The sequence below is a fragment of the Stenotrophomonas sp. SAU14A_NAIMI4_8 genome (genome assembly GCF_003086695.1).
Lineage (GTDB): Bacteria > Pseudomonadota > Gammaproteobacteria > Xanthomonadales > Xanthomonadaceae > Stenotrophomonas.
Genome location: NZ_CP025999.1, coordinates 89,118 through 115,208, shown reverse-complemented (window position 1 = coordinate 115,208; position 26,091 = coordinate 89,118). Strand labels below are relative to the sequence as shown.

At 68.9% G+C, this 26,091-nt stretch carries 21 protein-coding genes; 6 read left to right on the top strand and 15 right to left on the bottom strand.

Translation table 11 applies throughout. The features are described 5' to 3' along the window. Positions 1-15: 15 nt before the first annotated feature. A complete protein-coding gene (locus C1930_RS00460) occupies positions 16-1,461 on the top strand; it encodes an FAD-dependent oxidoreductase (protein ID WP_108755017.1) in 1,446 nt (481 codons plus the stop codon). Here the strand turns inward: C1930_RS00460 and C1930_RS00455 are convergent. After that, complete coding sequence (locus tag C1930_RS00455) at positions 1,447-3,909, bottom strand: response regulator (RefSeq protein WP_234412712.1); 2,463 nt, start codon at positions 3,907-3,909, stop codon at positions 1,447-1,449. The two genes, C1930_RS00460 and C1930_RS00455, sit on opposite strands and share 15 nt — an antisense overlap. A 165-nt stretch (positions 3,910-4,074) precedes the next feature. Here C1930_RS00455 and C1930_RS00450 point away from each other — a divergent pair, with 165 nt between their 5' ends. Then, positions 4,075-4,938 (top strand): methylglyoxal synthase, encoded by an 864-nt coding sequence (locus tag C1930_RS00450; RefSeq protein ID WP_108755016.1) that lies wholly within the window; start codon positions 4,075-4,077, stop codon positions 4,936-4,938. A gap of 114 nt (positions 4,939-5,052) precedes the next feature. On the opposite strand, the gene C1930_RS00445 is transcribed toward C1930_RS00450, so the two are convergent. From C1930_RS00445 to ttcA, 3 genes are read right to left on the bottom strand one after another with little or no spacing between them, the layout of a single operon-like run. After that, the gene (locus C1930_RS00445; protein WP_108770819.1) at positions 5,053-5,832 is read right to left on the bottom strand and encodes a SprT family zinc-dependent metalloprotease; all 780 of its coding nucleotides are present in this window, start codon (positions 5,830-5,832) and stop codon (positions 5,053-5,055) included. Positions 5,833-5,891: 59 nt separating this feature from the next. Further along, positions 5,892-6,797 carry a recombination-associated protein RdgC gene (locus tag C1930_RS00440; protein WP_108747982.1) on the bottom strand — a complete coding sequence of 302 codons (906 nt, stop codon included), beginning with the start codon at positions 6,795-6,797 and terminating at the stop codon, positions 5,892-5,894. A 38-nt stretch (positions 6,798-6,835) separates the two neighbouring features. After that, positions 6,836-7,723, bottom strand: coding sequence for a tRNA 2-thiocytidine(32) synthetase TtcA (ttcA, locus tag C1930_RS00435; RefSeq protein WP_199912391.1), 888 nt, complete (start codon positions 7,721-7,723; stop codon positions 6,836-6,838). Between the two features lie 91 nt (positions 7,724-7,814). Here ttcA and C1930_RS00430 point away from each other — a divergent pair, with 91 nt between their 5' ends. Further along, positions 7,815-8,018: a YdcH family protein gene (locus C1930_RS00430; protein WP_079224582.1), complete on the top strand. Its 204-nt coding sequence runs from the start codon at positions 7,815-7,817 to the stop codon at positions 8,016-8,018. A gap of 136 nt (positions 8,019-8,154) precedes the next feature. Here C1930_RS00430 and plsB read toward each other — a convergent pair whose 3' ends face one another. The 5 genes from plsB to C1930_RS00405 form a co-directional block, all read right to left on the bottom strand. After that, the gene (gene plsB, locus C1930_RS00425) at positions 8,155-10,791 is read right to left on the bottom strand and encodes a glycerol-3-phosphate 1-O-acyltransferase PlsB (protein WP_108755013.1); all 2,637 of its coding nucleotides are present in this window, start codon (positions 10,789-10,791) and stop codon (positions 8,155-8,157) included. Further along, the gene (locus C1930_RS00420) at positions 10,791-11,750 is read right to left on the bottom strand and encodes a hypothetical protein (protein ID WP_108755012.1); all 960 of its coding nucleotides are present in this window, start codon (positions 11,748-11,750) and stop codon (positions 10,791-10,793) included. Before C1930_RS00420 ends, plsB begins: the two co-directional genes overlap by 1 nt. 317 nt (positions 11,751-12,067) lie before the next feature. Continuing rightward, on the bottom strand, positions 12,068-12,883 hold the full coding sequence (locus C1930_RS00415; RefSeq protein ID WP_108770818.1) for a serine protease: 816 nt from the start codon (positions 12,881-12,883) through the stop codon (positions 12,068-12,070). A 215-nt stretch (positions 12,884-13,098) separates the two neighbouring features. Beyond that, positions 13,099-13,824 (bottom strand): orotidine-5'-phosphate decarboxylase, encoded by a 726-nt coding sequence (pyrF, locus tag C1930_RS00410; protein WP_108755010.1) that lies wholly within the window; start codon positions 13,822-13,824, stop codon positions 13,099-13,101. Next, positions 13,821-14,744, bottom strand: coding sequence for a 5'-nucleotidase, lipoprotein e(P4) family (locus C1930_RS00405; protein WP_108751735.1), 924 nt, complete (start codon positions 14,742-14,744; stop codon positions 13,821-13,823). Before C1930_RS00405 ends, pyrF begins: the two co-directional genes overlap by 4 nt. A 102-nt stretch (positions 14,745-14,846) precedes the next feature. Between C1930_RS00405 and C1930_RS00400 the strand changes: the two genes are divergently transcribed. Beyond that, entirely contained in the window at positions 14,847-15,503 is a 657-nt protein-coding gene (locus C1930_RS00400; protein WP_108757602.1) for a DUF480 domain-containing protein, read from the top strand. Positions 15,504-15,578: 75 nt separating this feature from the next. Here the strand turns inward: C1930_RS00400 and C1930_RS00395 are convergent, their stop codons facing one another. From C1930_RS00395 to C1930_RS00385, 3 genes are all read right to left on the bottom strand, one after another. Next, complete coding sequence (locus C1930_RS00395; RefSeq protein ID WP_108770817.1) at positions 15,579-16,586, bottom strand: DUF4272 domain-containing protein; 1,008 nt, start codon at positions 16,584-16,586, stop codon at positions 15,579-15,581. Positions 16,587-16,632: 46 nt separating this feature from the next. Next, complete coding sequence (locus C1930_RS00390) at positions 16,633-17,169, bottom strand: GNAT family N-acetyltransferase (protein ID WP_108770816.1); 537 nt, start codon at positions 17,167-17,169, stop codon at positions 16,633-16,635. A gap of 141 nt (positions 17,170-17,310) precedes the next feature. Continuing rightward, the gene (locus C1930_RS00385) at positions 17,311-19,287 is read right to left on the bottom strand and encodes a UvrD-helicase domain-containing protein (protein ID WP_108755007.1); all 1,977 of its coding nucleotides are present in this window, start codon (positions 19,285-19,287) and stop codon (positions 17,311-17,313) included. 109 nt (positions 19,288-19,396) lie between these two features. On the opposite strand from C1930_RS00385, the gene C1930_RS00380 reads away from it, so the two are divergent. Together C1930_RS00380 and C1930_RS00375 are read left to right on the top strand one after the other, a co-directional pair. Continuing rightward, entirely contained in the window at positions 19,397-20,134 is a 738-nt protein-coding gene (locus C1930_RS00380) for a sel1 repeat family protein (protein WP_108770815.1), read from the top strand. A gap of 50 nt (positions 20,135-20,184) precedes the next feature. After that, positions 20,185-20,805 (top strand): thymidine kinase, encoded by a 621-nt coding sequence (locus C1930_RS00375; protein WP_108747968.1) that lies wholly within the window; start codon positions 20,185-20,187, stop codon positions 20,803-20,805. A gap of 511 nt (positions 20,806-21,316) precedes the next feature. Here the strand turns inward: C1930_RS00375 and C1930_RS00370 are convergent. From C1930_RS00370 to C1930_RS00360, 3 genes are read right to left on the bottom strand one after another with little or no spacing between them, the layout of a single operon-like run. After that, positions 21,317-22,921, bottom strand: coding sequence for a glucan biosynthesis protein D (locus tag C1930_RS00370; protein WP_108755005.1), 1,605 nt, complete (start codon positions 22,919-22,921; stop codon positions 21,317-21,319). A gap of 48 nt (positions 22,922-22,969) precedes the next feature. Continuing rightward, the gene (locus tag C1930_RS00365) at positions 22,970-25,435 is read right to left on the bottom strand and encodes a serine/threonine-protein kinase (RefSeq protein ID WP_108770814.1); all 2,466 of its coding nucleotides are present in this window, start codon (positions 25,433-25,435) and stop codon (positions 22,970-22,972) included. A gap of 22 nt (positions 25,436-25,457) precedes the next feature. After that, entirely contained in the window at positions 25,458-26,024 is a 567-nt protein-coding gene (locus C1930_RS00360) for an ECF-type sigma factor (protein ID WP_108747965.1), read from the bottom strand. Positions 26,025-26,091: the final 67 nt, after the last annotated feature.

Below are 26,091 nucleotides of genomic sequence, written 5' to 3'. Positions count from 1 at the left end.
ACTGCCGAGACGATCATGAGCCGCAAGCACGCTTTCCAGTTCCTCGACCTGCCCCGCACCATGCCGCAGCGCATTCCCGTGGAACTGCGCACCTCCGGCGACTGGGGCGAGCTGTACGGAAAATTCGGCAAGGAAGACGCCCAGTACCAGGCCGGGCGCTGCCTGGATTGTGGCAACCCCTACTGCAGCTGGAAGTGCCCGGTGCACAACGCCATTCCGCAGTGGCTGCAGCTGGTGCAGGAAAACCGCATCCACGAAGCGGCCACGCTGTGCCATAGCACCAACCCGCTGCCGGAAGTGTGTGGCCGGGTGTGCCCGCAGGACCGCCTGTGCGAAGGCAGCTGCACGCTGGAGGAATTCGGCGCGGTCACCATTGGCGCAGTCGAGAAGTACATCGTCGATACCGCGCTGGCCACCGGCTGGCGCCCCGATCTGGAAGCGGTGCAGCCCACCGGACACAGCGTGGCGGTGATCGGCGCCGGCCCGGCCGGCCTGGCCTGCGCCGACCGCCTGGCCCGCGCCGGCATTGCCGCGGTGGTCTATGACCGCTACGAGCAGATTGGTGGCCTGCTGCAGTTCGGTATTCCCAGCTTCAAGCTGGACAAGGATGTGATCCACCGCCGCCGCGAAGTGCTGGAGGGCATGGGCGTGCAGTTCCGGCTGGGCGTGGAGATCGGCCGCGATATCAGCGTGCAGCAGCTGCTGGACAGCCATGACGCGGTGTTCGTCGGCACCGGTGCGTATCGCTATACCGACGGCGGCCTGGTTGGCCAGGACCTGAAGGGCGTGCTGCCGGCGCTGCCGTTCCTGGTGCAGAACAGCCGCATCGTCAGCGGCGATGACCCCAAGGGCCGGCCGATTGCCGGCTGGGAAGACACCATTGCCCTGCCCGATCTGAACGGCAAGCGCGTGGTCGTGCTGGGCGGCGGCGATACCGGCATGGACTGCGTGCGCAGTGCCGTGCGCCTGGGCGCGGCCAAGGTCACCTGCGCCTACCGCCGTGACGAGGCGAACATGCCGGGCAGCGCGCGCGAAGTGGCCAATGCGCGCGAAGAGGGGGTGCGCTTCCTGTTCAACCGCCAGCCGCTGTCGATCGAAGCCGGTGCCGACGATGAAGTGATCGGCGTGACCGTGGTCGAGACCCGCCTGGGCGAACCCGATGCCAATGGCCGCCAGAACGCGGTGCCGATCGACGGCAGTGAATCGCTGCTGGAGGCCGACGTGGTGATCATCGCCTTTGGCTTCTCGCCCACCCTGCCGTCGTGGCTGGCCGAACACGGAGTGGAAAGCCAGGGCAACGGTCGCATCGTGGCCGGTGGCAAGCAGCGCCTGCCGTACCAGACCGCACACCCGCGCCTGTTCGCCGGTGGCGACGCGGTGCGCGGTGCCGACCTGGTGGTGACCGCCGTGGCCGAAGGGCGCGATGCGGCCGCCAGCATCGTGCGGCTACTGGCCAGCTGAGACCGTCGTGCCCGGCTGAAGCGGCGTGGCCAGCAGGTCGGCCACGGCCGCGTGCAGGTCGTGCGCCGCCACCGGCTTGGCCAGGAAGCGGTCCATGCCGGCGTCGACACAGGCCTGGCGGGTACTGGCCAGCACGCTGGCACTGAGCGCGATGATAGGCACCCGCGCCGCACCCGGGCGGGGATCGGCACGGATCGCGCGGGCCAGCGCGAAACCATCCATGCCCGGCATCTGGCAGTCGGTGACGACCAGCGCGAACGACTGCGCCTGCCAGGCCTTCCACGCCTGCGCACCATCGGCCACGGCCTGCACCCGCAGCCCATGGCCGCGTAGACGGTTCACCAGCAGCTGGCGGTTGGTGGGATGGTCCTCGGCCACCAGCACATCGACGCGGGGCAGCCGCTGCGACGGCCCCGGCCGCGCCGGTACCGGTAGTGCGGCGGGCGGCGTGCAGGCGGGCAGCCACAGGTCCAGCCACAGCGTGCTGCCCTGCCCCACGCGGCTGCGCAGCTGCAACTGGCCGCCCATGGTGGCGGCCAGCTCGTGGCAGATCGCCAGGCCCAGACCGCTGCCGCCGAACCGGCGCGTGGTGGACGCTTCGGCCTGGGTATAGGCACGGAACACCGCCCGCTGCCGGGCGGGGCTGATGCCGACCCCGGTGTCGGCCACCTGCAGCCGCACCTGCTGGCCATCGCCCTGCTGCGGCGATGTCTGCGGCAGCACCTGCACGCGCAGTTCCACGCCACCGTCCAGGGTGAACTTCAGCGCGTTGCCAACCAGGTTCATCAGGATCTGGCGCAGGCGCAGCGCATCCACCCAGCAACCGGCCTGCAGGGCAGGATCCACTTCGCAGCGCAGGTACAGGCCCTTGCTGGCCGCCAGCGGCGCCAGCAGCCGCTGCACGCCCAGCAGCAGGGCGCGCAGGTCGGTGGGCTGGGGCGCCAGCGCCGCCGCTTGCGGCTGCAGGCGCTGGCTGTCCAGCACGTCATCCAGGATCTGCCGCAGCATCGTAGCGGCCTCGTCCAGGCTGCACAGCGCCTGCTGCTGGCGACCATCGAGCGCGGTGCTGCCCAGTTGTTCCAGCAGGCCCAGCAGGGTGCTCATCGGCGTGCGGATCTGGTGGCTCATCGTGGCCAGGAAATGGGTCTTGGCCAGCGCGCCCTGCTCGGCTTCCTGGCGTGCGTCCTCCAAGGCACGCGCCCGGTCGTGGGCGTCGGTCACGTCCATCCAGTAGCCGGTCCATTCCATGTCGCCGGTCTGCTCGCCACGCACGGCCATCGGCTGCGCACGCGAGCGCACCCAGCGCCAGCCGCGGCGGCCGCGGCTGCGGAAGCTGACATCGATCGGGCCGCGCACCAGGGCGGCGGCATCGACATGTGCCAGCACCCGCGCACGGTCGTCCGGATGCACGGCGGCCATCAGCTGCGCATGATCGATGCGCGCGGTATCCACGCTGACCCCGAACAGGGCATGCACATCGCCGGCAATGTGCGGCACGCTGTACACGCCGCTGCTGCTGCGGCGGGCGCGGAACACCACCGCAGGCAGGCTGGCGGTGACATCCAGCAGACGCTGTTCAAGCCGCTGCCGTTGCAGTCCTTCGCGGTGCAGGCGCCAGAACCCGTAGGCATGCACCAGCGCCAAGGCCATTGCAGCCAGCAGCAGCGGTACCAGCCAGCGCAGCGCCCGCTGCGGCGGCGGCCGCGCTTGCGCCTGCAGCGGCGTCCAGCGCGCCAGCGCCTCGGCCTGCGCGGCAGGCGACGGTTCCTGCAGCAGCGGTGCATGGCGGGCCAGCCGCGCTGCGCATTCGGGCACGGTGGCCATGACCAGCGCATCGCTGAAGCCGGCCGGTGCGGCCACCCGCAGCACATCGCCGTAGAACTGCAGCGCGGCGCTGGCTTCGGCCAGGTTCACCACCACCGCATCCACCCGCCCTTCCACCAGCAGGTCGAAGGCCTTGTCCACCGGCGCTGGCGGCAACAGCAGGGCGTACGGGGCCTGTTCGCGCAGATGCCGGGCCAGCGGTTGCCGCTCGGGACTGGCGACCGTGGCGCCCTGCAGGTCGCCCAGGCCCAGGACCGGACGCGCGCCGCGCAGGCGCACGATCACCTGCGGCACCTGCAGGTAGCTGTGGCTGCTGACCCAGCCTGCCGGCACCTGTGCACGCGGCCAGCCCAGGATGGCCTGGGTACCGGCGGGCAGCTGGCCCGCGGACAGGGCGGCGGCCGGCACCGGCCTGGCCTGCATGCTGGGATCGTGCTGCTGCAGGGCCTGCAGATACGTGGCCAGCACGCCGGCGGGCTGGCCCTGATGCACCATCGACAGGGGCGGGCGATCGGCCGGATAGGCCACTGACCAAGGACCCTTGCACGCGTCCTTGGCGTAGGCGGCGGGCATCGCGGCCAGCATGGCCAGCAGGGCCCGGGCCGCACGGCCGGCAACGATCACGTTGGCATCCTCTCTGGCGCGGGCAAGCAGGCAGCGAAACCGCTCGGTGCCCTGCCGTCACGCTAGCGACTGGGATCGGCACGACAATGAGGAAACTTGCAAAAGCCGCTCTGGCGCGCTGATCACGACATACACTGCCGCTTCTACCATCTGCTGGAACCCACGATGCGCATCGGCCTGGCCGCCAACCGTCTGCACCACCATGATCCCCGTGCGGCGCTGTTCCGCTGGTTGCGCGCCAGCGAAGCGGGCCTGCGCCAGCTGGGCGTGTCGCTGCATGCGGTGGGCCGCACCCACGATGCGATCGAGCGGCATGGCTTCCTGGCCGGTTACGAAGGCCTGCGCCGCTATCCGTACGGTCGCCAGGGCGGACTGATGAAGCTGGTGGCGGAAGTGGTCGGCATGGGCGGCGATCGCGTGCTGGATGGCGCCATCTACCTGATCGATCCGGTCGATCCGTCCTCGGTGTTTCCCGAAGCCACGGCCTTGAAGCGGCAGTGCGTGATCCACGGCAAGCCCTTCATTTCCACGGTGGCCACCGCGCGTGACTGGGTGGAGGTGGAACGCGTGCATGCCGGCCTGGCCGCCGACCCGGGCGCCGATGACCTGCATGCCTTCGGCCAGCAGACGCTGGCGCTGATTGCCCACGATGCGATGAAGCCGGCCATGCTCGCCTTCGCCGATACGCACTTCGATGTGCTGGCCCGGTTCGGCGAGCGGGTGGCCACCGGCACCACCGGCCAGCGCTTGAACGAACTGGCGTGGAGCCGCGGCTGGCCGTCGGATACGCCGTGGGTGACCCGCTACCAGAGCGGGCCGATGGGCGGTGATGCGCAGATTGCCGACCGTGTGCTGGAGGGTCTGTGCCAGCGCGCGATCTTCTTCGAGGACCCGCACGTGGCACGCCAGCACGAAGCCGACATCCAGCTGCTGGAGCGCGCTGTCACCACCGTGACCGACCAGGCGGTGTGCATCACTGCACCGCAGGTGGCCGCGCGTTGGGCGACCGCAGCCGCAAGGCGCAAGTAGAGTCGAGCTTGCTCGACTGGGCGCGGTGTTGGACCCAAGAGCCGTCGAGCAAGCTCGACGCTACAACAGCAACAGCGCGGTGTTGGAACCAAGCGCCGTCGAGCAAGCTCGACGCTACACCAGCTGGCGCAGCATGGCCTTCAACCGGCGGCCTTCCAGCTGGAAGTAGTCGCGCTGCTCGCGCCAGGCCGGGAAGCGCTGTTCCACTTCCTGCCAGAACGCCGGCGAGTGGTTGGCCTGGATCAGGTGGCAGAGCTCGTGCACCAGCACGTACTCGAACGCCGCCGGCCGGCCCAGCACCAGCGCCAGGTCCAGCGCCATGCTGCCATCGGGGGCCAGCGAGCCCCATTGCGAGGACATCACCTTCAGCCGCACGCGGCTGGGCGCGCGCGGCAGGCCCGGCAGGTACTTCGGCAGCCAGCGGCCGACATCGGCGCGGGTCTGGGCCTCGTAGAACTCGCGCAGCAGGCGCCGCAGCGTGGCATCGCCGGCACGGGTCGGCCACTGCACGCAGGCGCCGTGTTCGTCGATCTCCAGCCGGGCGTAGCGGCCTTCCTGCCAGCGCACCGGCAGCAGCTCGCCGCGCAGCGGCAACTCGCCGGGCTCACCCGGCTGCAGCGGCGCCGGCAGGCCGTTGTCCTGGTAGACGCGCAGTTGCAGCGCCAGCCAGTCGCGGTGCTGTTCCAGGAAGCGCTCGCCCATCACCAGGCTGGCGCGCGGCGGCAGGGTCAGACGCGCGCCACGCTCGTCCACGCTCAGCTTGATGCGGCGGGCGCGCGGGTCGCGCACGCGCAGCACCTCGATCTCGGCATCTTCCAGGCGCAGGCGCACGGTATCGCGCTGCACGGTGGCGGGCGGGGTCGTGCCGATCAGGCGGCGCAGCAAGCGGCTCATGTGCCCAGCATAGCGCCGTGCGCGGCCGCCGGATGACCGGCGACCGACGGGGTGCCTGTTCAGTCAGCCTTGCTGAGCTTGAAGGCCTCTTCCAGCAGCAGGAACAGCCGGCGGATCTCGGCGCTCTGCAGGGCGAAGCGGGCGTCGAACTCGGCGCGGCGGCCGTCTTCGTCGGCGTGCTCCAGCTGGTCCAGGGCGCCGTCGAGGAACTTCAGCTTGCGCACGATCAGATCGTCGCCGATCACGAAGGACAGGTTGTCTTCGAAGATCAGCGCCAGCTTGGTCACCTGCTTGCCGGCATCCAGGTGCTTGTCGATCTCGTCGCAGCGCAGTTCCTGGTGCTGGCACTTCACCACCGCGCCGCCTTCCACCGGGTCCTTCATCTCGCATTCTTCGCCCAGGCTCAGGCCGGTGGGCAGCGGTTCGCCGGCAATCCAGCCGGTCAGGATCGAGCGCGGCGCTACTTCGGCGTTCAGCGGCATGGCCGGGAAGCTGCCCAGCAGACCGCGGATGTCGGACATGAAGTATTCGCCGGTCTTGCGGCTGGACGTATCCACGACCACGTAACCGTGCTGCAGATCGATGAAGGCATCATTGCGCGAGGACTTCACGAAGGCGCGCGGCAGCAGTTCGTGCAGCAGGTCGTCCTTCATGCGCTTGCGCTCGCGGCCACCCGGGCGGCGGCCTTCCTTCTCTTCGATCTCTTCCAGCTTGCGCTCCAGCAGATCGTTCACCACCGCTGCCGGCAGGATCTTGTCTTCACCCCCCACCGTCAGCCACAGATGGTCGGCGATGCGGTGCGACAGCTGTTCTTTTTCCTCGCGGCCGAACGGCGAGATGAAGCCGCGCGAGTTCATTTCCAGCGCACCCACCGGCTTGAGCAGGGCGTGCGGCAACAGGGTATCGACTTCGGAAAAATCAGTGGCGGTCGGGAAGCGGAAGAACGTCAGGTTGCGAAAGAACATGGAATTCCGGAAGGCAAGAGGAAAAAGGACGATTCCGCTCAGGCAGCGGATATCTGTGCGGGTGCGTGGTCATCGGGCGGTGGCGGTGCACTGCCACGGTCCAACGCCATGAAATCAAACAATGCGGGGTCGGCCAGCTGCGAGGGATGCACCTGGCCCATGGCCCGTGCGATCTGGTCTACGCGGCCGGGGTGGTCGGCATCCCACTGCTTCAGCATCAGGCCCACCTGGCGGCGCTGCAGGTTTTCCTGGCTGCCGCACAGGTTGCAGGGAATGATCGGGAACTGGCGCGCCTGTGCATAGGCGGCGATGTCGTGCTCGCGCACGTAGGCCAGCGGGCGGATCACCACGTGGCGGCCATCGTCGCTGCGCAGCTTCGGCGGCATGCCGGACAGCTTGGCGTGGTGAAACAGGTTCATGAAGAAGGTGGCCACCATGTCGTCGCGGTGGTGGCCCAGCGCGATGCGGGTGAAGCCGTGCCGTTCGGCATGGGCGTACAGCGCGCCACGGCGCAGGCGCGAGCACAGCGAACACATCGTGCGGCCTTCGGGAATGACCCGGCTGACCACCGAATAGGTGTCCTGTTCGATGATCTGGTACGCCACCCCCAGGCTGGCCAGGTACTGCGGCAGCACGTGTTCGGGGAAGCCCGGCTGCTTCTGGTCCAGGTTCACCGCCACCAGTTCGAACGGCACCGGTGCCTTCTTCTGCAGCTGCAGCAGCAGGTGCAGCAGGGTGTAGCTGTCCTTGCCGCCGGACAGGCAGACCATGACCTTGTCGCCGGCGCCGATCATGCCGAAATCGGCGATGGCCTGGCCGACCTGGCGGCGCAGGCGCCGTTCCAGTGCGTCATGCCCGACCGCGCCCACGCGCGCATCGCGCACCGCGCGCGGCACCGGGTCGGGAAGGGAGATCACAGCACTCATGCGCTCCATTCTAACGGCTTGCGGCCGCCCGGACCGGGGGTCGGAATTCCCCTCTCCCGGTCGTCATCGTCGCTGTGTATGCTCGCAGACTGTGGACACCTACAGCCCCGCCGAGATCGTCGAACGCCTGGTCGCCCTGCGCGCCGAACACCGCGTGCTGGATGAACAGATCACCCGCATGGCGGCCAATGGCGAGGACGAACTGGAATCCAAGCGCCTGAAGCGGCGCAAGCTGCAGTTGAAGGACTGCATCGCCAAGCTGGAAAGCCTGCAGATTCCCGACGAACCGGCGTAACGGCCCGTTCCGGTAGGTGCCAACCTTGGTTGGCCTCCTGGCCTGGTAGGTGCCAACCTTGGTTGGCACGCGTGGAAGGTGTGCGGACCAAGGTCCGCACCTACCCATCGCCGCCGGGCGAGGCCCGGCGCTGCCGTCAGGCCTGCGGGGTCGGCTCGTCCGGGCGCGCCGCTTCCGGGCTGACCCGCTCAATGGTGTGGCGCAGCTCGCGGCCCAGGATGAACTTGGCATCCTTGGCCCAGGCATCCAGCCGCTGGTCGAACACCAGCTTGCTGTTCTCGTCGGGCCAGACCAGGCGCAGCTCGCGCAGCTTCTGGATGAAGCCGCGGAACAGGGTCTTGTCGAAGAACTCGGGCGCGGCCGGGGCGTACAGCAGGCTCAGGCGCTGCGCCGCCTGCTGGCACAGGCTTTCCAGTTCCGCGGTACCGAGCACACCCGGGCCGTTCTTCACCAGCACTGAAATGGTGATGTAGTAGCGCTCGAACGCCTGCTGCAGCGAATGGCCGATCGCGCGCAGCCGGAAGACTTCGTCGGTCTGGCCGGTGTTGCGCGCCAGGATGCCGCCGTCATCGTCATTGATGTTCTGCAGCAGGCCTTCGCGCACGAACACGTCGATGGTCTGCTCGATGCGCTGGGCGAATTCATCTTCGCTCCACGGCAGGAACAGCTCGGCCTGCAGGAACGGGTACACCGTGCGGCCCAGCTGCACCAGGCCGGTGCGGCTCATGCGGCGGTTGTTCTGGAAGCAGCAGGCCACCCACGAGGACGCGGTGAACAGGTGCAGCACGTTGTTGCGGAAGTAGCTGAGCAGCACCGCGGTGTCGCCGCTGACACTGAGCACGTCACCCAGCGGGTGCTTGATGCGGGTCAGGACGTTGATTTCCTCGGCGTGGGCGATGATGCGCTCCGGCGAGTGCGGGGTCACCGTCACCCGGTCCGAATACGGCATCTCGACCAGCAGGGTCTTGCACAGCTCGATCTGCGCGATCAGGTCGGCCTCGCCCATCGCGTGCTTGGGCGTGGACAGCAGCGCCAGCGCCAGCAGGTTGATCGGGTTGACGTCGGCGGCGCCGTTGATGCGCACCTGGATGCGCTCGGCCAGGGTATCGACGGTGCTGGACAGCCAGCTCGGCTTCTCGTCTTCCGAGACGGCCTCGCCGTTCCACTCCGGCGCCTTTTCAGCCAGCACGTCATTCAGCGCGATCGGTTCGCCGAAGTTCACCACCACCTGGCCGTAGTTCTGCTTCAGCACCTTGGGGATGCCCCACAGCAGCTGCCAGATCGATTCCTTTTCCTTCGGCCGCCCGGACAGTTCATCCAGGTAGCTGCCGCCTTCCATCAGCTTTTCATAGCCGATGTAGACCGGCTGGAACAGCACCGGCTTGCGCGGCTGGCGCAGGAAGGCGCGCAGGGTCATCGAGATCATGCCGCCCTTGGGCTGCAGCAGGCGGCCGGTACGCGAACGGCCACCTTCGACGAAGTACTCGATGGAATAGCCGCCAGCGACAAGCTGCGCCACGTATTCACTCAGCACCGCCGAATACAGCGCGTTGCCGCGGATCGAACGGCGGATGAAGAACGCACCGCCCTTGCGCAGCAGGGTGCCGACCACCGGCAGGTTCAGGTTGATGCCGGCCACGATGTGCGGCGGCACGATGCCACGGTCGTACAGCAGGTAGGACAGCAGCAGGTAGTCCATGTGGCTGCGGTGGCTGGGCACGTACACCACTTCGTGGCCCGGCGCGGCGGCCTTGAACTTGTCCAGGTGGTGCACCAGCACGCCGGCGTAGATGCGGTTCCACACGTGGCTGAGCATGAAGCTGGCCGAGCGCACCACCGGGCTGGAATAGTCCGCGGCGATTTCCCAGGCGTAGGCATGCGCCTTCTTCCAGGCCTCGGCGGGCTTGGAGTTGTCGCGCTTGGCCTGGGCGGCAATGGCTTCGCGCACCGTTTCGGCGGCCAGCACCTGGTCCACCAGCAGGCGGCGGGTGGACAGATCCGGGCCGATCACCGATTCACGGATGCGGCGGAAGTGGGTACGCAGCACGCGCTGCAGCTTGCGCACCGTACGCTCGGGCTCCAGGCCCTCGTCCACGGTGGAACGCAGCGAAATGGGCGGGGCGAAGCGCACGATGGTGCTGCGGCCGTTCAGCAGCAGGCCCAGCAGGCGGCGGAAGCGGCCGACCAGCGCCCAGTTTTCCGAGAACAGCACCGCGAACCAGCCGCTCTGCTTGTCCGGCGCGCGGCCCACGAAGATCGAGACCGGCACCAGGTGCACGTCCAGATCGTCGCGCACGCGGTGCGCCTGCAGCACCTTGGCCAGCGAATCGGAATGGGTCTTGGCGCCGCGCTGCTCTGGAATGAGCGAATTGCTGGAGCTGCGCCGCGACAGCGCCAGGTAGGCGCGCTTGCGGCCGGTGGGGTCACCGGCCAGCGGCACCAGCGGCGAGGGCAGACCGGCCTGGCGGCAGGCCTTGTCCAGGATCAGCGCGTTGGACAGGCCGTAGTCTTCCAGCACGTAGACCACCGGGCGGCCGTCGTTGTACTGGCCCGGATCTTCCGGTTCGATCTTCAGCGACAGCCACGGTTCCACCAGCCGGCCCAGCAGCCGCGCCCACAACGGGCGGCGGCCCGCGGCGCGCGCAGCCGCAGGCGGCGGTACCGGGTTGGGGCCGGTGCCGGTCGAGGGGGACGCCGGCACTGCTTCGGCGGGCGTCGTCTGGGATTCTTCGCCGGGGAACGGCAGCGGGTTCTGTTTCGACATCGGCGCCATTATGGCTTAGGCGGCGGTGTTGCCGCTTCCCCGGCCGCGTCCGGGGCCGCGGTGGGTGCCGGTGCGGCGGCCGCGCGCGCGGCATCGGCCTGGCGCAGCAGGGCGTCGGTATCGGCCAGGGTACGGGTCAGGTACCAGTGGCCTTCGCGACGGCTGAGCGGCAACTGCAGGGTCAGGGTGCTGCCGGCCAGTTCGTAGGTCATGCGCACAAGGGCGTTGTCGCCCTGCACCGACAGCAGCTCGCCCTGCAGGCTGCGCAGCGCTTCGTCCACGCCCAGCCCGTAGCTGGCCAGCACGGCCTTCAGGGTGTGGATGAACGGTGCCAGCTGCTGCAGGCTGCCTTCCATGCCGGCCGCACGCAGGCCGTCCTCGTCGCCGAAGCCGACCTTGCCGGCGGCGCCGACCAGCGCGCTGATGGTGCTGCGCGCCCGCGCACGGTCGCTGATCGGGGCGCCCTGCGCCCACAGGGCCAGGGTCTGCACCAGTTGCACGTAGTGCGCCTGCTGGCTGGGCGTGTAGCCCTTCTGGTGCTGCAGGTACTGCACCCCGAAGTTGCCCATCGACTGCGCGGCCTGGCGCACCGCGCTGGCCTGGCCGGCCAGCTGGCGGTCGAAGCTGCGCTGCAAGCGGGGGCCGGCATCGGGTTCGCGCAGGGCCGACAGCATCGGCAGCAACTGGTCGCCCAGCGGCAGTTCGGTCAGCGGCCACTGGCTGTGGCCTTCGTCCCAGGCCTGTTGCAGCCTCTGGTACTGGCTGGGCGGTACGGCCAGCCTGGCGTAACCGACCAGATCATCTTCGGCCAGGCGCTGGGCCATGGCCTGTACCGCAGCGACGGGCTCAGCGGCAGGCGCGACGGCGTCCGGGCTGGATTGGCGGCAGGCGGCCACCGCCAGCAGCAGCACGGCCAACAGCCCCCCGTAACGCGCAGACCTTGTTTGCACTGCCCTTGCCACGCTCATGCATTCGGACTCCCCGGACCGGTCCGCATCTTGCGGCCTGCGAGGTGACAGCGGCAAGCCGCACGGTCACGGTTTCCCGCGCAGACCGGGGTCCGATCCCTTCCGCGGCCCGGCAGAAGGGCGCTGACGCCACTGCGCAGGCATACAAAAAAAAGAGCCCGGATCACCGGGATCGCAGGCTCTTCAAACCGGCACAAGGCCGGAGGACAAGGTGTCGCACGGTTCCGGCACGAGGCCGGATGGCGGCGATGCTACGCCGACCTTCAAGTTCAGGCAATACTTCATGTAACACAATTTAAATAATTGATTTTATTGACTCAATCCTTCTGCCACACCGCTTCAATGAAATCCACGGCATGTTTTTCGGCGATTCGGGCATAAACGCCGGGGTAGCCGGCCAGCGCGCAGCCCTCGCCCCAGCTGACGATGCCGAACTGGGTCCAGCCTTCGCGCAGGCGCAGCAGCAACGGCCCGCCGGAATCGCCCTGGCAGCTGTCCATGCCTTCGCGACCGGCGCAGATGACCTTGCCGCGCGACAGCTCGCCGGCGTAGGCCTGCTGGCACTCGGCGAAGGGCACGAACGGCACCTGCACGGTCTGCAGATGGGTGGGGAAGGCGTCGGCGCCGCTTTCGGTGGTGCCCCAGCCGATCACGGTGAAATCGCGGCCGGGCTTGAGGTAGCTGGCATCCGGGCGCAGCCGCACCTGCACCGGTTCGGCGTCGGCCAGCGGCGCGTCCAGCTGGATCAGGGCCACGTCGTGTTCCAGCGCGCTGCCGCTGTTGAACGCCGGGTGCACGTGCAGGGCGCGCACGTTCGAGGGCCGCGGGCTGGCTTCGGTGGACAGCGCGGTGGCGCCGCCCAGCACCGCCAGCGCAGCCGGCTGTGCGCCCTGCACGCAATGGGCGGCGGTCAGGACCCAGCTGGGTGAGATCAGGGTGCCGCCGCAGAAGTGCCGGTCGTAGTCGGTATCGCCGTAGGACAGCCCCTGCAGGCTGACCATGAACGGGTACTGGCCCGGTTGGGCGCTTTCGCCGCCGATGATGCGCGGCGTTTCGCGTGGCGCCGGCGCCGCGCTGGCGGTGCTGGACGCGGCGAGCAGGCCGGCCAGCAGGAACAGGGTATTGCGATCCATGTAGGTGTACTCCCTTCATCGTGGGTGGGCCGGCAGCCAGAGGCCGTGCCGGTTCACCGATTGGGAAGCACAGCGGCGCGCCGTTGCGCCGACCCGCGCACAGTTTTCGCCGCTGGGGATGCTTGCGACAGGATCATCCGCACAAATGCGAACGCCATCCCACGGTGGGTGGGATGGCGTTCGGGGTGCGGAAGTGCGGTACGTCGCCGGCAGGCTCAGCGGGCAGCCAGAGCCGCCACGATTTCCTGCTGGATGGCACGTGCGGCGGCCTGCGGATCGGCCGCCAGCCGGATCGGGCGGCCGACCACGATGGCGTCGGCGCCGTCGGCGAAGGCCTGGGCCACGCCCACCGTGCGCTTCTGGTCATCGCCCACCGGGCCACCGGGGCGGATGCCCGGGCAGACGATCGAGAACCCGGCACCGGTGGCGGCGCGGATCGGACCGGCTTCCTGGCCCGAGGCGATCACCCCGTCGATGCCGGCCGCCTGGGCGGCCAGCGCGCGCTCGACCACCACGTCGACCGGTTCGCGGTCGATGCCCATCTGCGCCAGGTCCGCACGGCCCATCGAGGTCAGCACGGTCACCGCCAGCAGGCGCATGTCGCTGCTGTTGGCGGCCGCGCAGGCCTCCATCATGGCCGGGTGCCAGCCGTGGATGGTGGCGTAGCTGACCGGCCACTGCGACAGGCGCTTGATCACGGCGGCGGCGGTGGCCGGAATATCGAAGAACTTCAGGTCGACGAACACGCGCTTGTCGCGGCGGGCCAGTTCGTCGAGCACCTGGAAGTACTCGCCGGAGGCCAGCAGTTCCATGCCGATCTTGTAGAACGCCACGCTGTCGCCCAGACGGTCCACCCACTCCAGCGCCTGCACGCGGTCAGGCACGTCCAGGGCGAAGATCAGGCGCTCGTCAGCGCGCAGCGGCAGGGGCGCGCGGCTCACGGTGCGTAGTCCAGCGCGGCGCGCTTGGCATCATGGCGGGCCTGGCGCGACTGGCTGTAATCGTTGTTGAACTGGGCCGGCTCGAAACCGCCGTAGGTCGGGTTCGGCAGCATCCACCAGCGCTCGCCGAACCAGTCGTGGTACTGCTGCAGCAGCGCGTCACGGCCTTCGTTGGTGTTGGCGGTCACTTCGACGAAATCGCCCAGCTGGTCGCCGAACTGCATCAGCACGCGGTACTTCTGCCCGGCCAGGCGGCGGCGGCAGTTCTTCTCGCTGCCGGCCTGCTCGCAGCCTTCCACCACGGTGCCCAGGCCCAGGAACACGCTGTCATCGGCCACCGGCAGGCCCTGCTCGCGCAGGTTGGCCAGGGTCGCGTCCTTCAGGTGCACGGCGCGGTTGGAGATGTACAGCAGGGTCACGCCCTTGGCGTTGGCGGCCTTGGCGAAATCGACAACGCCGGGAATGGCCTTGGCCTTCTTTTCGGCCACCCACTGGTCCCAGCTCAGCTCGTCGTATTCCTTGCCATCGCGCACCAGGCGCGCCTGGTAGGGCGAGTTGTCCAGCACGGTCTCATCCAGGTCGAGCACCACCGCCGGCTTCAGGCCCTTGGCATCGTTGCCGCGCTCTTCCGGCACCAGGGCGTCCCAATGGGCTTCCTTCAGCGCCACGTCCAGGTGGTCGGCGGCGGCGCGGTAGGTCTGCTCGGTGATCGCCTTGTATTCCTGCGCACGCTGCATCCACAGCACCGCATTGAGGTTGTCGTTGGCGGTGGCATCGGGCGCGCCTTCTGCCTTGGCAGTGGCGGCCGCAGCCTCCGGGGCGGCGGCTTCAGCGGCAGGCGCATCCACGCGCTTGCAGGCGGACAGGCCGAGCGCCGCAGTGGCGAGCAGGCTCAGGGACAGGGCAACGGGACGACGCATCAGGATTCACCGGCATTCAGATATACCGGCCCATTTTACCGGCAAAGACGCCACCGGGGCCGCTATGCTTCCCGGTTCACCCGTTGCGTGCTGCAGGCTGCCATGACCGATTCCGCCCCGACCCCCGACGTTCCCCTGCTCGACGCCATCCAGGCCCGCCTGCTGGGCTGCCTGGTGGAGAAGGAGGCGACCACGCCGGACACCTATCCGCTGACGGTGAACGCTGCGCAGTCGGCGGCCAACCAGAAGACCGCCCGCGAGCCGGTGATGAACCTCGATGCCGGCAGCGTGCAGCACGCCCTGCGCCAGCTGGAGACGCTGGGCCTGGCCCGCCAGCACTTCTCGTCGCGCGCCGACCGCTACGAGCACCGCCTGCAGGCCGCGCTGGACCTGACCCGGCAGCAGACCGTGCTGCTGGCCCTGCTGCTGCTGCGTGGGCCGCAGACCCTGGGCGAACTGGTGACGCGCAGCGAGCGCCTGCACCGTTTCGCCGATACCGACGAAGCCCGCCACGCGATCGAACGCCTGCAGCAGCGTGGCCTGCTGCTGGTGCTGCCGCGCGCCAGCGGCCAGCGCGAAGACCGTTACATGCACCTGCTGTGCGGTGAAGTGGATGGCGCGGCCCTGGCGGCGAAATACGCCGGCAGCGGTGGTGGCAGCAGTCCCGCCGGCGCCGACCCGGACCTGCTGGCCCGGGTGGAGCAGCTGGAGGCCACCGTGGCAGAACTGCAGGCGCAGCTGGCTGCACTGCGCGGCTGAGGGGGTGGGTGCCGACCGTTGGTCGGCACGGTGCCATACCAGCGAGGGCGGCCTGACCACCCTCGCCCCGCAGACTCAGGTCGGCGTATCCACGTCGTCCCAGTCGGCCTGTTCAAAGCAGAACAACCAGTTCAGCGCGTAGTGGCGCTCGTAGATCACGCCGCCCTCCAGCGCACCGGGCATCGGTGCACCTTGGCGCTGGGCCTCACGCGCAGCCCAGTGCAGCCGGTAGTGCAGATCCAGCGCATCCAGCAGCTCGGCGGTATCGCGCAGGGCCGCAGGCGCGCTGCCACTGTCAGCCTTCTGCAGCAGGGCACCCACCACATCCGGCACGGCACAGGTCGCCTGCGGCCACGGCAACACCTCGGACAGGCCCAGCGCCCACAGCAGCACGGCCAGGCTCTCGTAGCGCCATCCGAACGGCAGAGCCGCCTCGGCGTCCCCGTGCTCGATGAAGGCGGCCTCAGCCGGGCTCAAGGCCTCGGGCAGGGCCGGCAGGCGCCCGGCCAACTCGGCCAGGCTCAACGGTGGGTCACCGGCCTGCAGCGCCTCGGCGCGCAGCGCACACGCCAGCAGCGCCTGTGCTCTGGCCCAGACCTGGGCAGGCGCGCGCAGCTGTGCCTCGGCCGCGCCCACCACGGGTGGCAATGACGGCGGGGCATGCACCGCGTGGGCCTGCAGCTGCTGTTGGCTGCGCGCCCGGCGCTGCTCGGCGTCGACGGGATAGGGCACCTGCGCCTGCGGATCGAGCGCGTCACCCAACAGCACCTTGCCGGCCGGATCGCGGACGCTGCCATCTTCCAGGAAGCACACCGCGTTGGCCTGGAGCAGCCAAGGCTGCAGCGCCCCAAGATCGGCTTCGGCCAGCTCGAACAGATAGTGCTGGCGCACGCGCTGCACGTGCCGCATCAGGTGATAGCGCGCGGCGGTCATCTGCCCGTCGCCGTGGCCCAGCACGTAGTTCACGAAGCCGCCCAGGTGCGGGGCCAGTGCGGGGTCATCCAGACCACGGACGTTGGCAGCGTCGGCCTGTGGTGGCGGTGCCAGTACGTGGCCGAGGGTGGAATACGCGTTGATCAGCATCGGAGCATCCGTGCAGGAAAACAGACCTGCACCTTACTCCACTGGCTCATGCTGGCTGTTGAACCGCCGCAGCGCCCGGTGTGGCATACAAGCGGCTGGCCGCGTCCACGCCCGGCAGCTGGATCACCCCGCGTTCCTGCATGCCCAGGCCCAGCAGGATGCGCCCGGAGGCCACGTTGTCCAGGTCGGTGATGCCGTACAGTTCCTCGATGCCCAGCTCCGCACGCGCATGCGCGAACACCGCCCGCGCCGCCTCGCTGGCATAGCCTTGGCCGCCGAACGCCGCCAGCACCGCATAGCCGATATCCGGCCCCGGCAGGCCATCGCGCCGCACCAGACCGGCATTGCCCAGCCAGGCGCCATCGGACAGCCGCTCGATGGCGTACATGCCGAACCCGTTCAACGCATAGCTGTGCAGCACCCGCAGCGCGATGTACTCGCGCGCCTGTTCCTCGCTGCGCACCTTGCGGTCGCCGATGAAGCGCAGGAAGCCGGGATCGTTGAGCAGCGCCAGCATCGGCGCCGCATCGCGATCCGGCTCGAGGGCGCGCAGGCGCAGGCGTTCGCTTTCGATGGGGTGCATGCGCAGGCCTGTTGAGGGAGAGGCCTGATTGTAGGGCGATGTGCCGGGGTCGGATCCCTTCGCGGAGCGAAGGCCTCTGACCCCTGTCAGGACGGTGCTGGGGTCAGAGCCCTTCCCTGCGGGAAGGGATCCGACCCCGGGTCAATCGAACAGCGCCTCGATCGCCGCCAATCCCGCCGTCGCGCGCTCTTTCTTGCGCGCCGCATCGGCCACCGGATCGGCACCGTCGCGCTGGATTTCCTCGGCCGGAATCTCCTCGAAGAACCGGCTCGGCTTCAACCGCACATGCTCGCCGAACTTGCGCGTCAGCTTGCTGTAACTCATCCACAGCTGGATCTTGGCGCGGGTGATGCCCACGTACAGCAGGCGGCGTTCTTCCTGCAGGTTGCCTTCGTCCAGGCTGACCTGGTGCGGCAGCACCCCGTCTTCGCAGCCGACGATGAACACGTACGGGAATTCCAGACCCTTGGACGCATGCATGGTCATCATGCGCACCTGGTTGCCACCCTCGTCCTTGTCGCTGCGCGACAGCAGGGCGAGCTGGCCGGCCAGGTCGGCGGCGGTGGCACCGCGGGGGCCACCCTCGAACCACTGCGCCAGTTCCTCGATGTTGTTGGCACGGCGCTGGTAGCTGGCCTCTTCCTTGGCCTGCTGGCGCAGTTCGCTCAACAACCCCGATTCCTTGGCCACCTTGCGGATCATGTCGCCGGAGGTGATCTGGCGGGTCTGCGCACGCAGGTCGCGCAGGATGTCGGTGAAGCGCGCCAGGCTGTTGGCCGCCCGCGGGGGCAACTGCTGCAGCGCGCCGATCGCTTCGGCGGCGTGCGCCATCGGGATGTCTTTTTCCTGCGCCAGCTCGGCCAGCTTGGCCAGCGTGCCGGCACCGACGTCGCGCTTGGGCGACTGCACCGCACGCATGAACGCGGTGTCGTCGTCCGGGTTCACCAGCAGCCGCAGCCAGGCCAGCGTGTCCTTCACTTCCTGGCGTTCCAGGAACATGGTGCCGCCGGTCAGGTGGTAGGGAATGCGCAGCAGCTGCATCGCCTTTTCCAACGGACGCGACTGGAAGTTGCCGCGGAACAGGATGCAGAAATCACTCCACGGCACCTTGCGCGACTGCGCCACGAAGGCGATTTCGGCGGCGACCTTTTCTGCTTCGTGTTCGCTGTTGCGGCATTCCCACACACGGATGCGCTCGCCGTCGGCCTGGTCGCTCCACAGCTTCTTCAGGTGTTCGTGCGGGTTGTTGGCAATGAGCGCATTGGCCGCGCGCAGCACGCGGTTGGAGCAGCGGTAGTTCTGCTCCAGCTTGATGATTTCCAGCGCAGGGTAGTCGCGCCCCATCTGCTGCAGGTTTTCCGGGTTGGCGCCACGCCAGGCGTAGATCGACTGGTCATCGTCACCCACGCAGGTAAAGTTGCCCTTTTCGCCCGCCAGCTGCTTCAGCAGCCGGTACTGCGCATCGTTGGTGTCCTGGCATTCGTCCACCAGCAGGTAGCCGATGCGCTCGCGCCAGGCCACGGCGATATCCGGATTTTCTTCCAGCACCTGCACCGGCAGGCGGATCAGGTCATCGAAGTCCACCGCGTTGAAGGCGGTCAGGCGCAGCTGGTAGCGCTCGTAGACGCTGGCCGCTTCCTTTTCCCGGTTGCTGCGCGCGGCAGCCATCGCCTGTTCGGGCGACAGGCCGGCGTTCTTCGCGCGCGACACCAGGTTCTTCATGTCCTCGATGTCATCGGGCTTGGCGCCGGACATCAGGTCCTTGATCTGCGCAGCGGCATCGTCGGCATCAAAGATCGAGAAGCCACGCTTCAATCCCACGGCCGCGTGTTCGATCTGCAGGAACTTCAGGCCCAGGGCGTGGAAGGTGCAGATGGTCACCTCGTCGGCATCCTGCTCGCGCAGGCGCTTGGCCACGCGCTCGCGCATTTCCTTGGCCGACTTGTTGGTGAAGGTGATCGCCGCGATGCGGCGCGCGGGGTAGCGCCCGCAGCCGATCAGGTGGGCGATCTTTTCGACGATCACACGCGTCTTGCCACTGCCCGCACCGGCCAGCACCAGCAGGGGGCCTTCGATGTGCAGGACGGCGGCGGCTTGGGGGGGATTGAGACCGTGCATGGGTTGCAGATTGTACCGGCAGCCCGGGCCGTCCACAGCCCAGCCGCGGTTTGCCGTGGCCCCGGCGGGGGTGCTATAGCTAGGGCACAGCCATCGAAGGAATGATGTCATGAACGTAGTTCGCGTACGTCTGCTGTGCACCCTGTTGGCCACCCTGGTGCTGCCGGGCATGGCCGCTGCGGCCCAACCGCCCGAGCAGGACGCCCAGGTCACCCAGTCCAAGGCGTTCCTGGACAGCCATCCGGATCTGCGCCTGCGCCAGAAAGGCCTGCAGGCGTTGAAGCAGGACCGGGCAGACCAGGCCACCCACTGGTTCCAGCGGGCCGCCTGGTATGGCGACAAGCCCTCCCAGGCGATGCTGGCCGAGCTCTACTGGTCCGGCCACGGGGTGGCCGTGGATCGCCCGCGGGCCTATGCCTGGATGGACCTGGCCGCTGAACGCGGGGGGCAGCGTGCCCTGGCCAAGCGCGAGCTGTACTGGTCTCAGTTGAGCGCTAGCGAACGTGAACGCGCCCGCCAGGTCGGCCACCCCCTGCATGCGCGCTATGCCGACGCCGTGGCCCAGCCGCGCCAGGAGCGGCAGATGCGCGCCAGCCGCGTACAAGCCACCGGCAGCCATGTCGGCTACGTCGGCACCATGGGCGTGTGCATGCGCGGCGACCATGCCGTGGACCAGACCCGGATCATCAATGACACCTGCAGCAGCAGCGTCGAAGGCAGCCGCTACTACGCGCAGGCCCATTGGTCGCCCACCCACTACTGGCAGGCGCAGGACGCTGAACTGGAGCGCAGTCTGTCGCCGCGCGTGGACATCGGGCGCGAACAGGCGCTGCCGGCGCCGCGCTGAGTCTTTCCCGGCCGCCCCGGCGGCCGGGCACGTGGCCGTAGAATAGGCCGATGGCCAAGCTCTATTTCTATTATTCGGCGATGAACGCCGGTAAGACCACCACCCTGCTGCAGAGCGCGCACAACTACCGTGAGCGCGGCATGCGGGTGGCGATCCTGACCCCGCGCCTGGACGACCGCGCCGGCGCCGGCGTGGTGGCCTCGCGCATCGGCCTTCGTGCCGACGGCATGGCCTTCGAACGCGATACCGACCTGCAGCAGTGGGTGCAACAGGACCTGGCGGCCAACGGCCCCTTGGGATGTGTGCTGGTGGACGAAGCGCAGTTCCTCAGCCGCGCCCAGGTCTGGCAGCTCAGCGAGGTGGTGGACCAGCTGCGCATTCCGGTGCTGTGCTACGGCCTGCGCACCGATTTCCGCGGCGAGCTGTTCGAGGGCAGCCAGTACCTGCTGGCCTGGGCCGACGAGATGCAGGAGATCAAGACGATCTGCCACAGTGGCAAGAAGGCCACGATGACCGTGCGCGTGGACGAACATGGCCATGCGGTGCAGGACGGCCCTCAGGTGGAGATCGGCGGCAACGACCGCTACGTGTCGGTCAGCCGCGCCGAGTTCAAGAAGATCACCCGGGGCGAAGGGCGGATCGAGCCGATGCAGGCCCCGCTGCCGTTGTAAGGGGTGGGGGGTTTTGCAGGGCTTGCAGCCCTGCACCTGCTTTGGAGCAACAGCAACGGCCAAAGCCAAAGCGGCATTCCGTGGGTTGGCGGGGCGGTGTCGGAGTGCGGGGACGCCGCAAGTACGTCCGTGTAGGCTTGGCAGCCGCATCCATGCGGCTGACACCCCGCATTCCGACACCGCCCCGCCTTAGACAGTTGGCCGGCGGCCAGTAGATCCACGCCATGCGTGGATGAAATCTGTCAGATATCGATATGAATCTGGGGTCAGAGCCCGTTGCGCAGCAACGGGATCCGACCCCGGTGCCGTTCCGACAGATCGCGGACAACTGTCGAAGGCGGGGTGGGTCCGGTGGCGGGGGTGTCCGCGGCATGGATGCCGCGGCCAAGCCTACAGGGACGTACTTGCGGCGTCCCCCGGCACCGGACCCACCCCGCCATCCCACTGAATGCAGGCCTTTGACGTTGCTTCGGCAGGTGCAGGGCTGCAAGCCCTGCAGACCAACCCCAATTCAATACAGCGTGCGCTCGGGCGCGCCGGCCGGCGGCGGGGTGTACTGGTACAGCCAGGTCTCGGTGAGGGTCTTGCCGCCGCTGCGCAGGTACAGGCGGATGTCGATCTGCTCGCTGCTGCCCTCCGGCGGCACCAGGTCGAACATCGCCCGATACCCCTTGATCTCGCGCAGCGGGCGCGCCGAAACGATCTCGACCCGGCCACGACTGGTTTCCACCACCGCTTCCACGTCGGCCTTGTCGATCAGCCCGGCCAGTTCGCCGCCTTCGAAATCCACCGCGAAGCGCCAGCTGAAGTACTCGCGCTTCTTGCCGATGATGCCGCCCAGGCCGGTACGGCTGGCCACGCAGTGCGCCAGCGGCGGGCGCGCCGGCGGTTCGGCGCCCCAGTACAGGCGGTAGCCGATCAGCAGTTCCTGCCCGGCCTGCGGCTTTTCCTTCGGGTTCCAGAACGCGACGATGTTGTCGAAGGTTTCATCCACGGTGGGAATTTCCACCAGCTGCACCGAGCCTTCGCCCCATTCGCCCTTCGGCTCCACCCACAGGCACGGGCGCTTCTCGTAGAACACGCCGTCGTCCTGGTAATGGTCGAAGTTGCGGTCGCGCTGCAGCAGGCCGAAGCCGCGCGGGTTGCGGTCCACGAACATGTTGAAGCGCAGGTTGCGCGGGTTCAGCAGCGGCCGCCAGATCCATTCGCCCGACCCGGTCCACAGTGACAGGCCGTCGGTATCGTGGATTTCCGGGCGCCAGTCCCAGCCCATGCGGCGGTCGTTCTCGCCCACCTGGTACATGCTGGTGCAGGGCGCGATGCCCAGCCGCTCGATCGCCTTGCGCGGGTACAGGGCGCTGTCGATGTCCATCAGCAGCACGTCGCCATTGGTGATGGCAAAGCGGTAGGCGCCGGTCACGCTGGGCGAATCCAGCAGGCCATACACCACCAGGGTGTTGGAATCGGCTGCCGGCTGTTCCAGGTAGTAGGCGATGAAATCGGGGAACTCTTCCGGCTTGCCCATGCCGGTGTCGATGGCCAGGCCACGCGCGGACTGCCCGTACTGGCCTTCCTTGCCGACGGCGCGGAAGTAGCTGGCGCCGAGGAAGGCGGCGAAATCGCGGTCGGTGTCGGTGCGGGTGTTCAGGCGGAAGCCGGCAAAGCCCAGGTCGGCGGGCAGTTCACCGTTCTTGATGCCGCTCTTGCCGTAGTTGAACGCCGCGCCGTCGTAGGCCAGTTCCTGTGCCTTGCCATCGACCACGTCGAACATGCGCACCGGCGAATGGAAGTACAGGCCCAGGTGGAAGAACTTGGCCTGGAACCGGCCCGGCTGGTCGGCCCACAGCGCGTGGTCCTGGCGGTAGCCGATCGACTGGTACTGGTCCCAGTCCAGCCCTTCCAGCCGGCCCGGCAGCACGCGCTTGTGGCTCTTGTAGGGGGCCTGGGCCAGGGCACGGGCCTGGCCCTTCAGGGTGGCGAAATCGAACGGCTGCGGCTGGCCCAGGCGACGCAGGCCCAGCTGGCCGCTCTTGCCGGCCGCGCAGGCAGGCAGGGCAGGCAGGCCAAACGCAGCCAGGGCAAGGGAGGCATTGCGGAGGAAATCGCGACGTTGCATGCAGGCGCGGGAGCAAGGGAAAGGTCGGCCATCATAGGCAGACAAACGTTAACGGGCAGCGGAGGTGGCCGGCTGCGGTTCAGTCTGCGCCAGCGCGGCGATGCGGGCCTCCAGCCCGCGCAGGCCCGGCGCCTGCGGGCCGCGCTGGGCCAGCAGCAGCTGCCGCGCTTCAGCCAACACCTCGCGTGCCTGCGCGGGCTGGCCGGCCTGCTGCAGCGCCTGCCCCTGCGCCAGCAGCGCCTGTGGCAGCAACGCGGTGTGGTCGGGCTGTCGCCACAGCGTGGCCGCGCGCGCGTAGTGGCCCGCCGCGGTAGCCGCATCGCCACTGGCGCTGGCCCACTGGCCCAGGGCGAATTCACCGTGGCCGATCTCGCGATGGCTCGGCCCCAGCGCGGTCAGCAGCTGCGCCTGCACGGTCCGCAGCTCCTCGCCGGCCAGCGCCAGTTCGCCCCGCTGCAGCGCCAGCAGCGCGCGCGCCCGGCGCACCACCAGCGCCTCCGGGTGGCGCGGGCCCCAGGCCTCCTGGGCGGCTGTCCAGGCAAGTTCAAGCTCGGTGGCAGCGGCAGCCGTCTGTCCCTGCCGCGCCAGCACATCGCCCAGCTGGCGGTGCAGGGTGATCACCTGCGGGCTGCTGGCATCGCTGGGCTGCTGCAGCAGCGCCAAGGCCTGGCGGTAGCCGGCCAGCGCCGCCGGCAGGTCCCCCGCGGCGGCGTCCAGACCGGCCAGGTCGGCCAGCGATTCGGCACGCCCGAAGCGCTCGCCGATGCCCTGGTGGCGCAGTGCCAGGGCCTGGGTGAAGGATCGCCGTGCCGCCTCGGCATCGCCCAGTTCGGCCTGGCAGCGGCCCAGCTGGCTGTGGAATTCAGCCACCGACGCCGGCAGGGCGCTGGCTTCGGTGGCGGCCAGGGACTGCAGCGGCTGCAGATGGGCCAGGCATTCGCGGTCGCGGCCCAGCATGCGCAGCGCGCGCCCGCGCTGGGTCACCGCCTCCAGCTGCAACGCAGGCGGCACATCGTCCACCCGCTGCAGCAGCTGGCGCTGCCGGTCCAGTGTCTGCAGGGCCAACTGGTAGTCGCCCAGACCGATCCGCAGTCGCCCGATCACGCCCTCCAGCTCGGCCAGGGCCAGCGGCTGGTCGGCCAGCTCGGCTTCGCCACGCTGTTGCCCGGCAGCCAGCAGCTGCGGCACGTCGAAGTGCCCGTGGCGCTGGCTGGCCGCCTTGTCGAACAGGCCCACGGTGAAATCCTGCATGGCCTGCGCGCGGGCCATTTCCAGCCGCGCCTGCCGCGCCTGCCACAACGCCGTCGATGTGGTGCCCAGCAAGCCCAGCACGGCCACCGACGCCAGCGCCACGCCCCACCGGTGCCGGCCCACGTACTTGCGCACGCGGTAGCCCACGCCGGGCGGACGGGCCTGGATGGGCTGCCCCTGCAGGAAGCGCCGCAGGTCACCGGCCATCGCCTCGGCCGAGGCATAGCGCTGGTCGGGGTCTTTCTGCAGCGCTTTTTCCAGCACGACATCCAGATCGCCGCGCAGGCGCCGGGCCTGCCGCTGCAGCGCGCGACGCGGCGCGCCGGGCTGGTCGGCCAGCCGCTGCAGCAGCACCGACGCGCGTGGCGCCTGCACGTCCAGGATCGAACGTTCCCATTCGGCATCACTGTGCCGGCGCAGGCGGTAGGGCTTGTGTCCGGTCACCACTTCGAACAGCACCACGCCCAGCGAATAGACGTCGGTGAGCGTCGTGACCAGTTCACCGCGCACCTGCTCCGGGGCCGCGTAGTGCAGGGTGAACGCACGGATCTCGGTGGCCGGGTGCGGGCTGCTGGTGTCGTCGTGGTCCAGCAGTTTGGCAATGCCGAAATCCAGCAGCTTCACCGTGCCATCGTCACGCACCAGGATGTTGGACGGTTTCAGGTCGCGGTGCACCACCAGGTTGGCGTGGGCATGGCTGACCACCGCGCAGACCTGCAGCATCAACTGCAGGCGGGCTTCCAGCGGCGGCTGCACCCTGCGGCAGTAATCGCTGATCGGCTCGCCTTCCACGTAGTCCAGCGCCAGGTAGGGCTGTCCGTGCAGATCCACGCCGGCATCCAGCAGCTGCGCCAGGTGCGGGTGCTGCAACCGGGCCAGGATCTGTCGCTCGCGGCCGAAGCGCTGGCGCAGGCCGGGATCGGCCACGCCGCTGCGCAGCAGCTTCAGCGCCACCTGGCGCTGGTACAGGCCATCGCAGCGCTCGGCCAGCCAGACCTCGCCCATGCCGCCTTCGCCCAGCGGGCGCAACAGCCGGTACGGCCCCACCTCGCTGCCGGCGCGGCCCGGTGGCGGCGCGGTCCACAGCGGCTGGGCCATGAAATCCTGGCTGTCCGGTTCCTGCTGCAGCAGCCGCTGCAGTTCATGGCCCAGCGCCGGGTCATGTTCGGTCAGGCGCTGCAGGCGCCGCTGCCGCGCCTCCGGGCCCAGTTCCAGCAACTGGTCCAGCCAGGATGAAAGTTCCTGCCAGCGTGCGCTGTCCATCGGCCGGGCCGCGTCGCGGTGCTCAGTCTTCGCGCATGGCGGCCAGCAGGAACAGGCGCGCCTTCTGCCAGTCGCGGCGGATGCTGCGTTCGGAACGCTGGCTCAGTTCGGCAATCTCCTGTTCGGACAGGCCGGCGAAGTAACGCAGTTCCACCACCCGGCCCAGGTGCGCGTCCACCGCCTGCAGGCGTTCCAGGGCCACGTCCAGGGCCAGCAGGTCTTCGTCCAGGCGCACGCCACTGCTGCTGTTCTCGGGAATCTCGGCCACCCGTTTCAGGTCGCCACCGCGCTTGCGGGCCAGGCGGTTGCGCGCGTAGTCCACCACCACGCTGCGCATGGCCGATGCCGCGTAGGCGAAGAAGTGCGCGCGATCTTCGAAGCGGGCGGCGCCGCGGCTGCCCAGCAGTTTCAGATACGACTCGTGCACCAGTGACGTGGCATCCAGGGTGCGCCCCTGCTGGCCGGCCAGCTGGCGCCGGGCCATGGTGTGCAGTTCCTGGTAGAGCGTGGTCAGCACGCGGTCCAGCGCGGTGCGATCACCGCCGCGCGCAGCGTCCAGCCATACGGTGATGTCCGGTCCCTCATCCATCGCCAACGTTCCCCCGCCGGATGTTGGCTGGACTATAACGCTGCCGGTGTGCAGCGCATGAAGACGT

What these genes read in the sequence shown, in the direction of transcription:
- C1930_RS00460 (WP_108755017.1), top strand. Translation starts at nt 16, where the DNA reads ATGAGCCGCAAGCACGCTTTCCAGTTCCTCGACCTGCCCCGCACCATG.
- C1930_RS00450 (WP_108755016.1), top strand. Translation starts at nt 4,075, where the DNA reads ATGCGCATCGGCCTGGCCGCCAACCGTCTGCACCACCATGATCCCCGT.
- C1930_RS00445 (WP_108770819.1), bottom strand. Translation starts at nt 5,832, where the DNA reads ATGAGCCGCTTGCTGCGCCGCCTGATCGGCACGACCCCGCCCGCCACC.
- C1930_RS00440 (WP_108747982.1), bottom strand. Translation starts at nt 6,797, where the DNA reads ATGTTCTTTCGCAACCTGACGTTCTTCCGCTTCCCGACCGCCACTGAT.
- ttcA (WP_199912391.1), bottom strand. Translation starts at nt 7,723, where the DNA reads ATGAGTGCTGTGATCTCCCTTCCCGACCCGGTGCCGCGCGCGGTGCGC.
- plsB (WP_108755013.1), bottom strand. Translation starts at nt 10,791, where the DNA reads ATGGCGCCGATGTCGAAACAGAACCCGCTGCCGTTCCCCGGCGAAGAA.
- C1930_RS00420 (WP_108755012.1), bottom strand. Translation starts at nt 11,750, where the DNA reads ATGAGCGTGGCAAGGGCAGTGCAAACAAGGTCTGCGCGTTACGGGGGG.
- C1930_RS00415 (WP_108770818.1), bottom strand. Translation starts at nt 12,883, where the DNA reads ATGGATCGCAATACCCTGTTCCTGCTGGCCGGCCTGCTCGCCGCGTCC.
- C1930_RS00405 (WP_108751735.1), bottom strand. Translation starts at nt 14,744, where the DNA reads ATGCGTCGTCCCGTTGCCCTGTCCCTGAGCCTGCTCGCCACTGCGGCG.
- C1930_RS00400 (WP_108757602.1), top strand. Translation starts at nt 14,847, where the DNA reads ATGACCGATTCCGCCCCGACCCCCGACGTTCCCCTGCTCGACGCCATC.
- C1930_RS00395 (WP_108770817.1), bottom strand. Translation starts at nt 16,586, where the DNA reads ATGCTGATCAACGCGTATTCCACCCTCGGCCACGTACTGGCACCGCCA.
- C1930_RS00390 (WP_108770816.1), bottom strand. Translation starts at nt 17,169, where the DNA reads ATGCACCCCATCGAAAGCGAACGCCTGCGCCTGCGCGCCCTCGAGCCG.
- C1930_RS00385 (WP_108755007.1), bottom strand. Translation starts at nt 19,287, where the DNA reads ATGCACGGTCTCAATCCCCCCCAAGCCGCCGCCGTCCTGCACATCGAA.
- C1930_RS00380 (WP_108770815.1), top strand. Translation starts at nt 19,397, where the DNA reads ATGAACGTAGTTCGCGTACGTCTGCTGTGCACCCTGTTGGCCACCCTG.
- C1930_RS00375 (WP_108747968.1), top strand. Translation starts at nt 20,185, where the DNA reads ATGGCCAAGCTCTATTTCTATTATTCGGCGATGAACGCCGGTAAGACC.
- C1930_RS00370 (WP_108755005.1), bottom strand. Translation starts at nt 22,921, where the DNA reads ATGCAACGTCGCGATTTCCTCCGCAATGCCTCCCTTGCCCTGGCTGCG.
- C1930_RS00365 (WP_108770814.1), bottom strand. Translation starts at nt 25,435, where the DNA reads ATGGACAGCGCACGCTGGCAGGAACTTTCATCCTGGCTGGACCAGTTG.
- C1930_RS00360 (WP_108747965.1), bottom strand. Translation starts at nt 26,024, where the DNA reads ATGGATGAGGGACCGGACATCACCGTATGGCTGGACGCTGCGCGCGGC.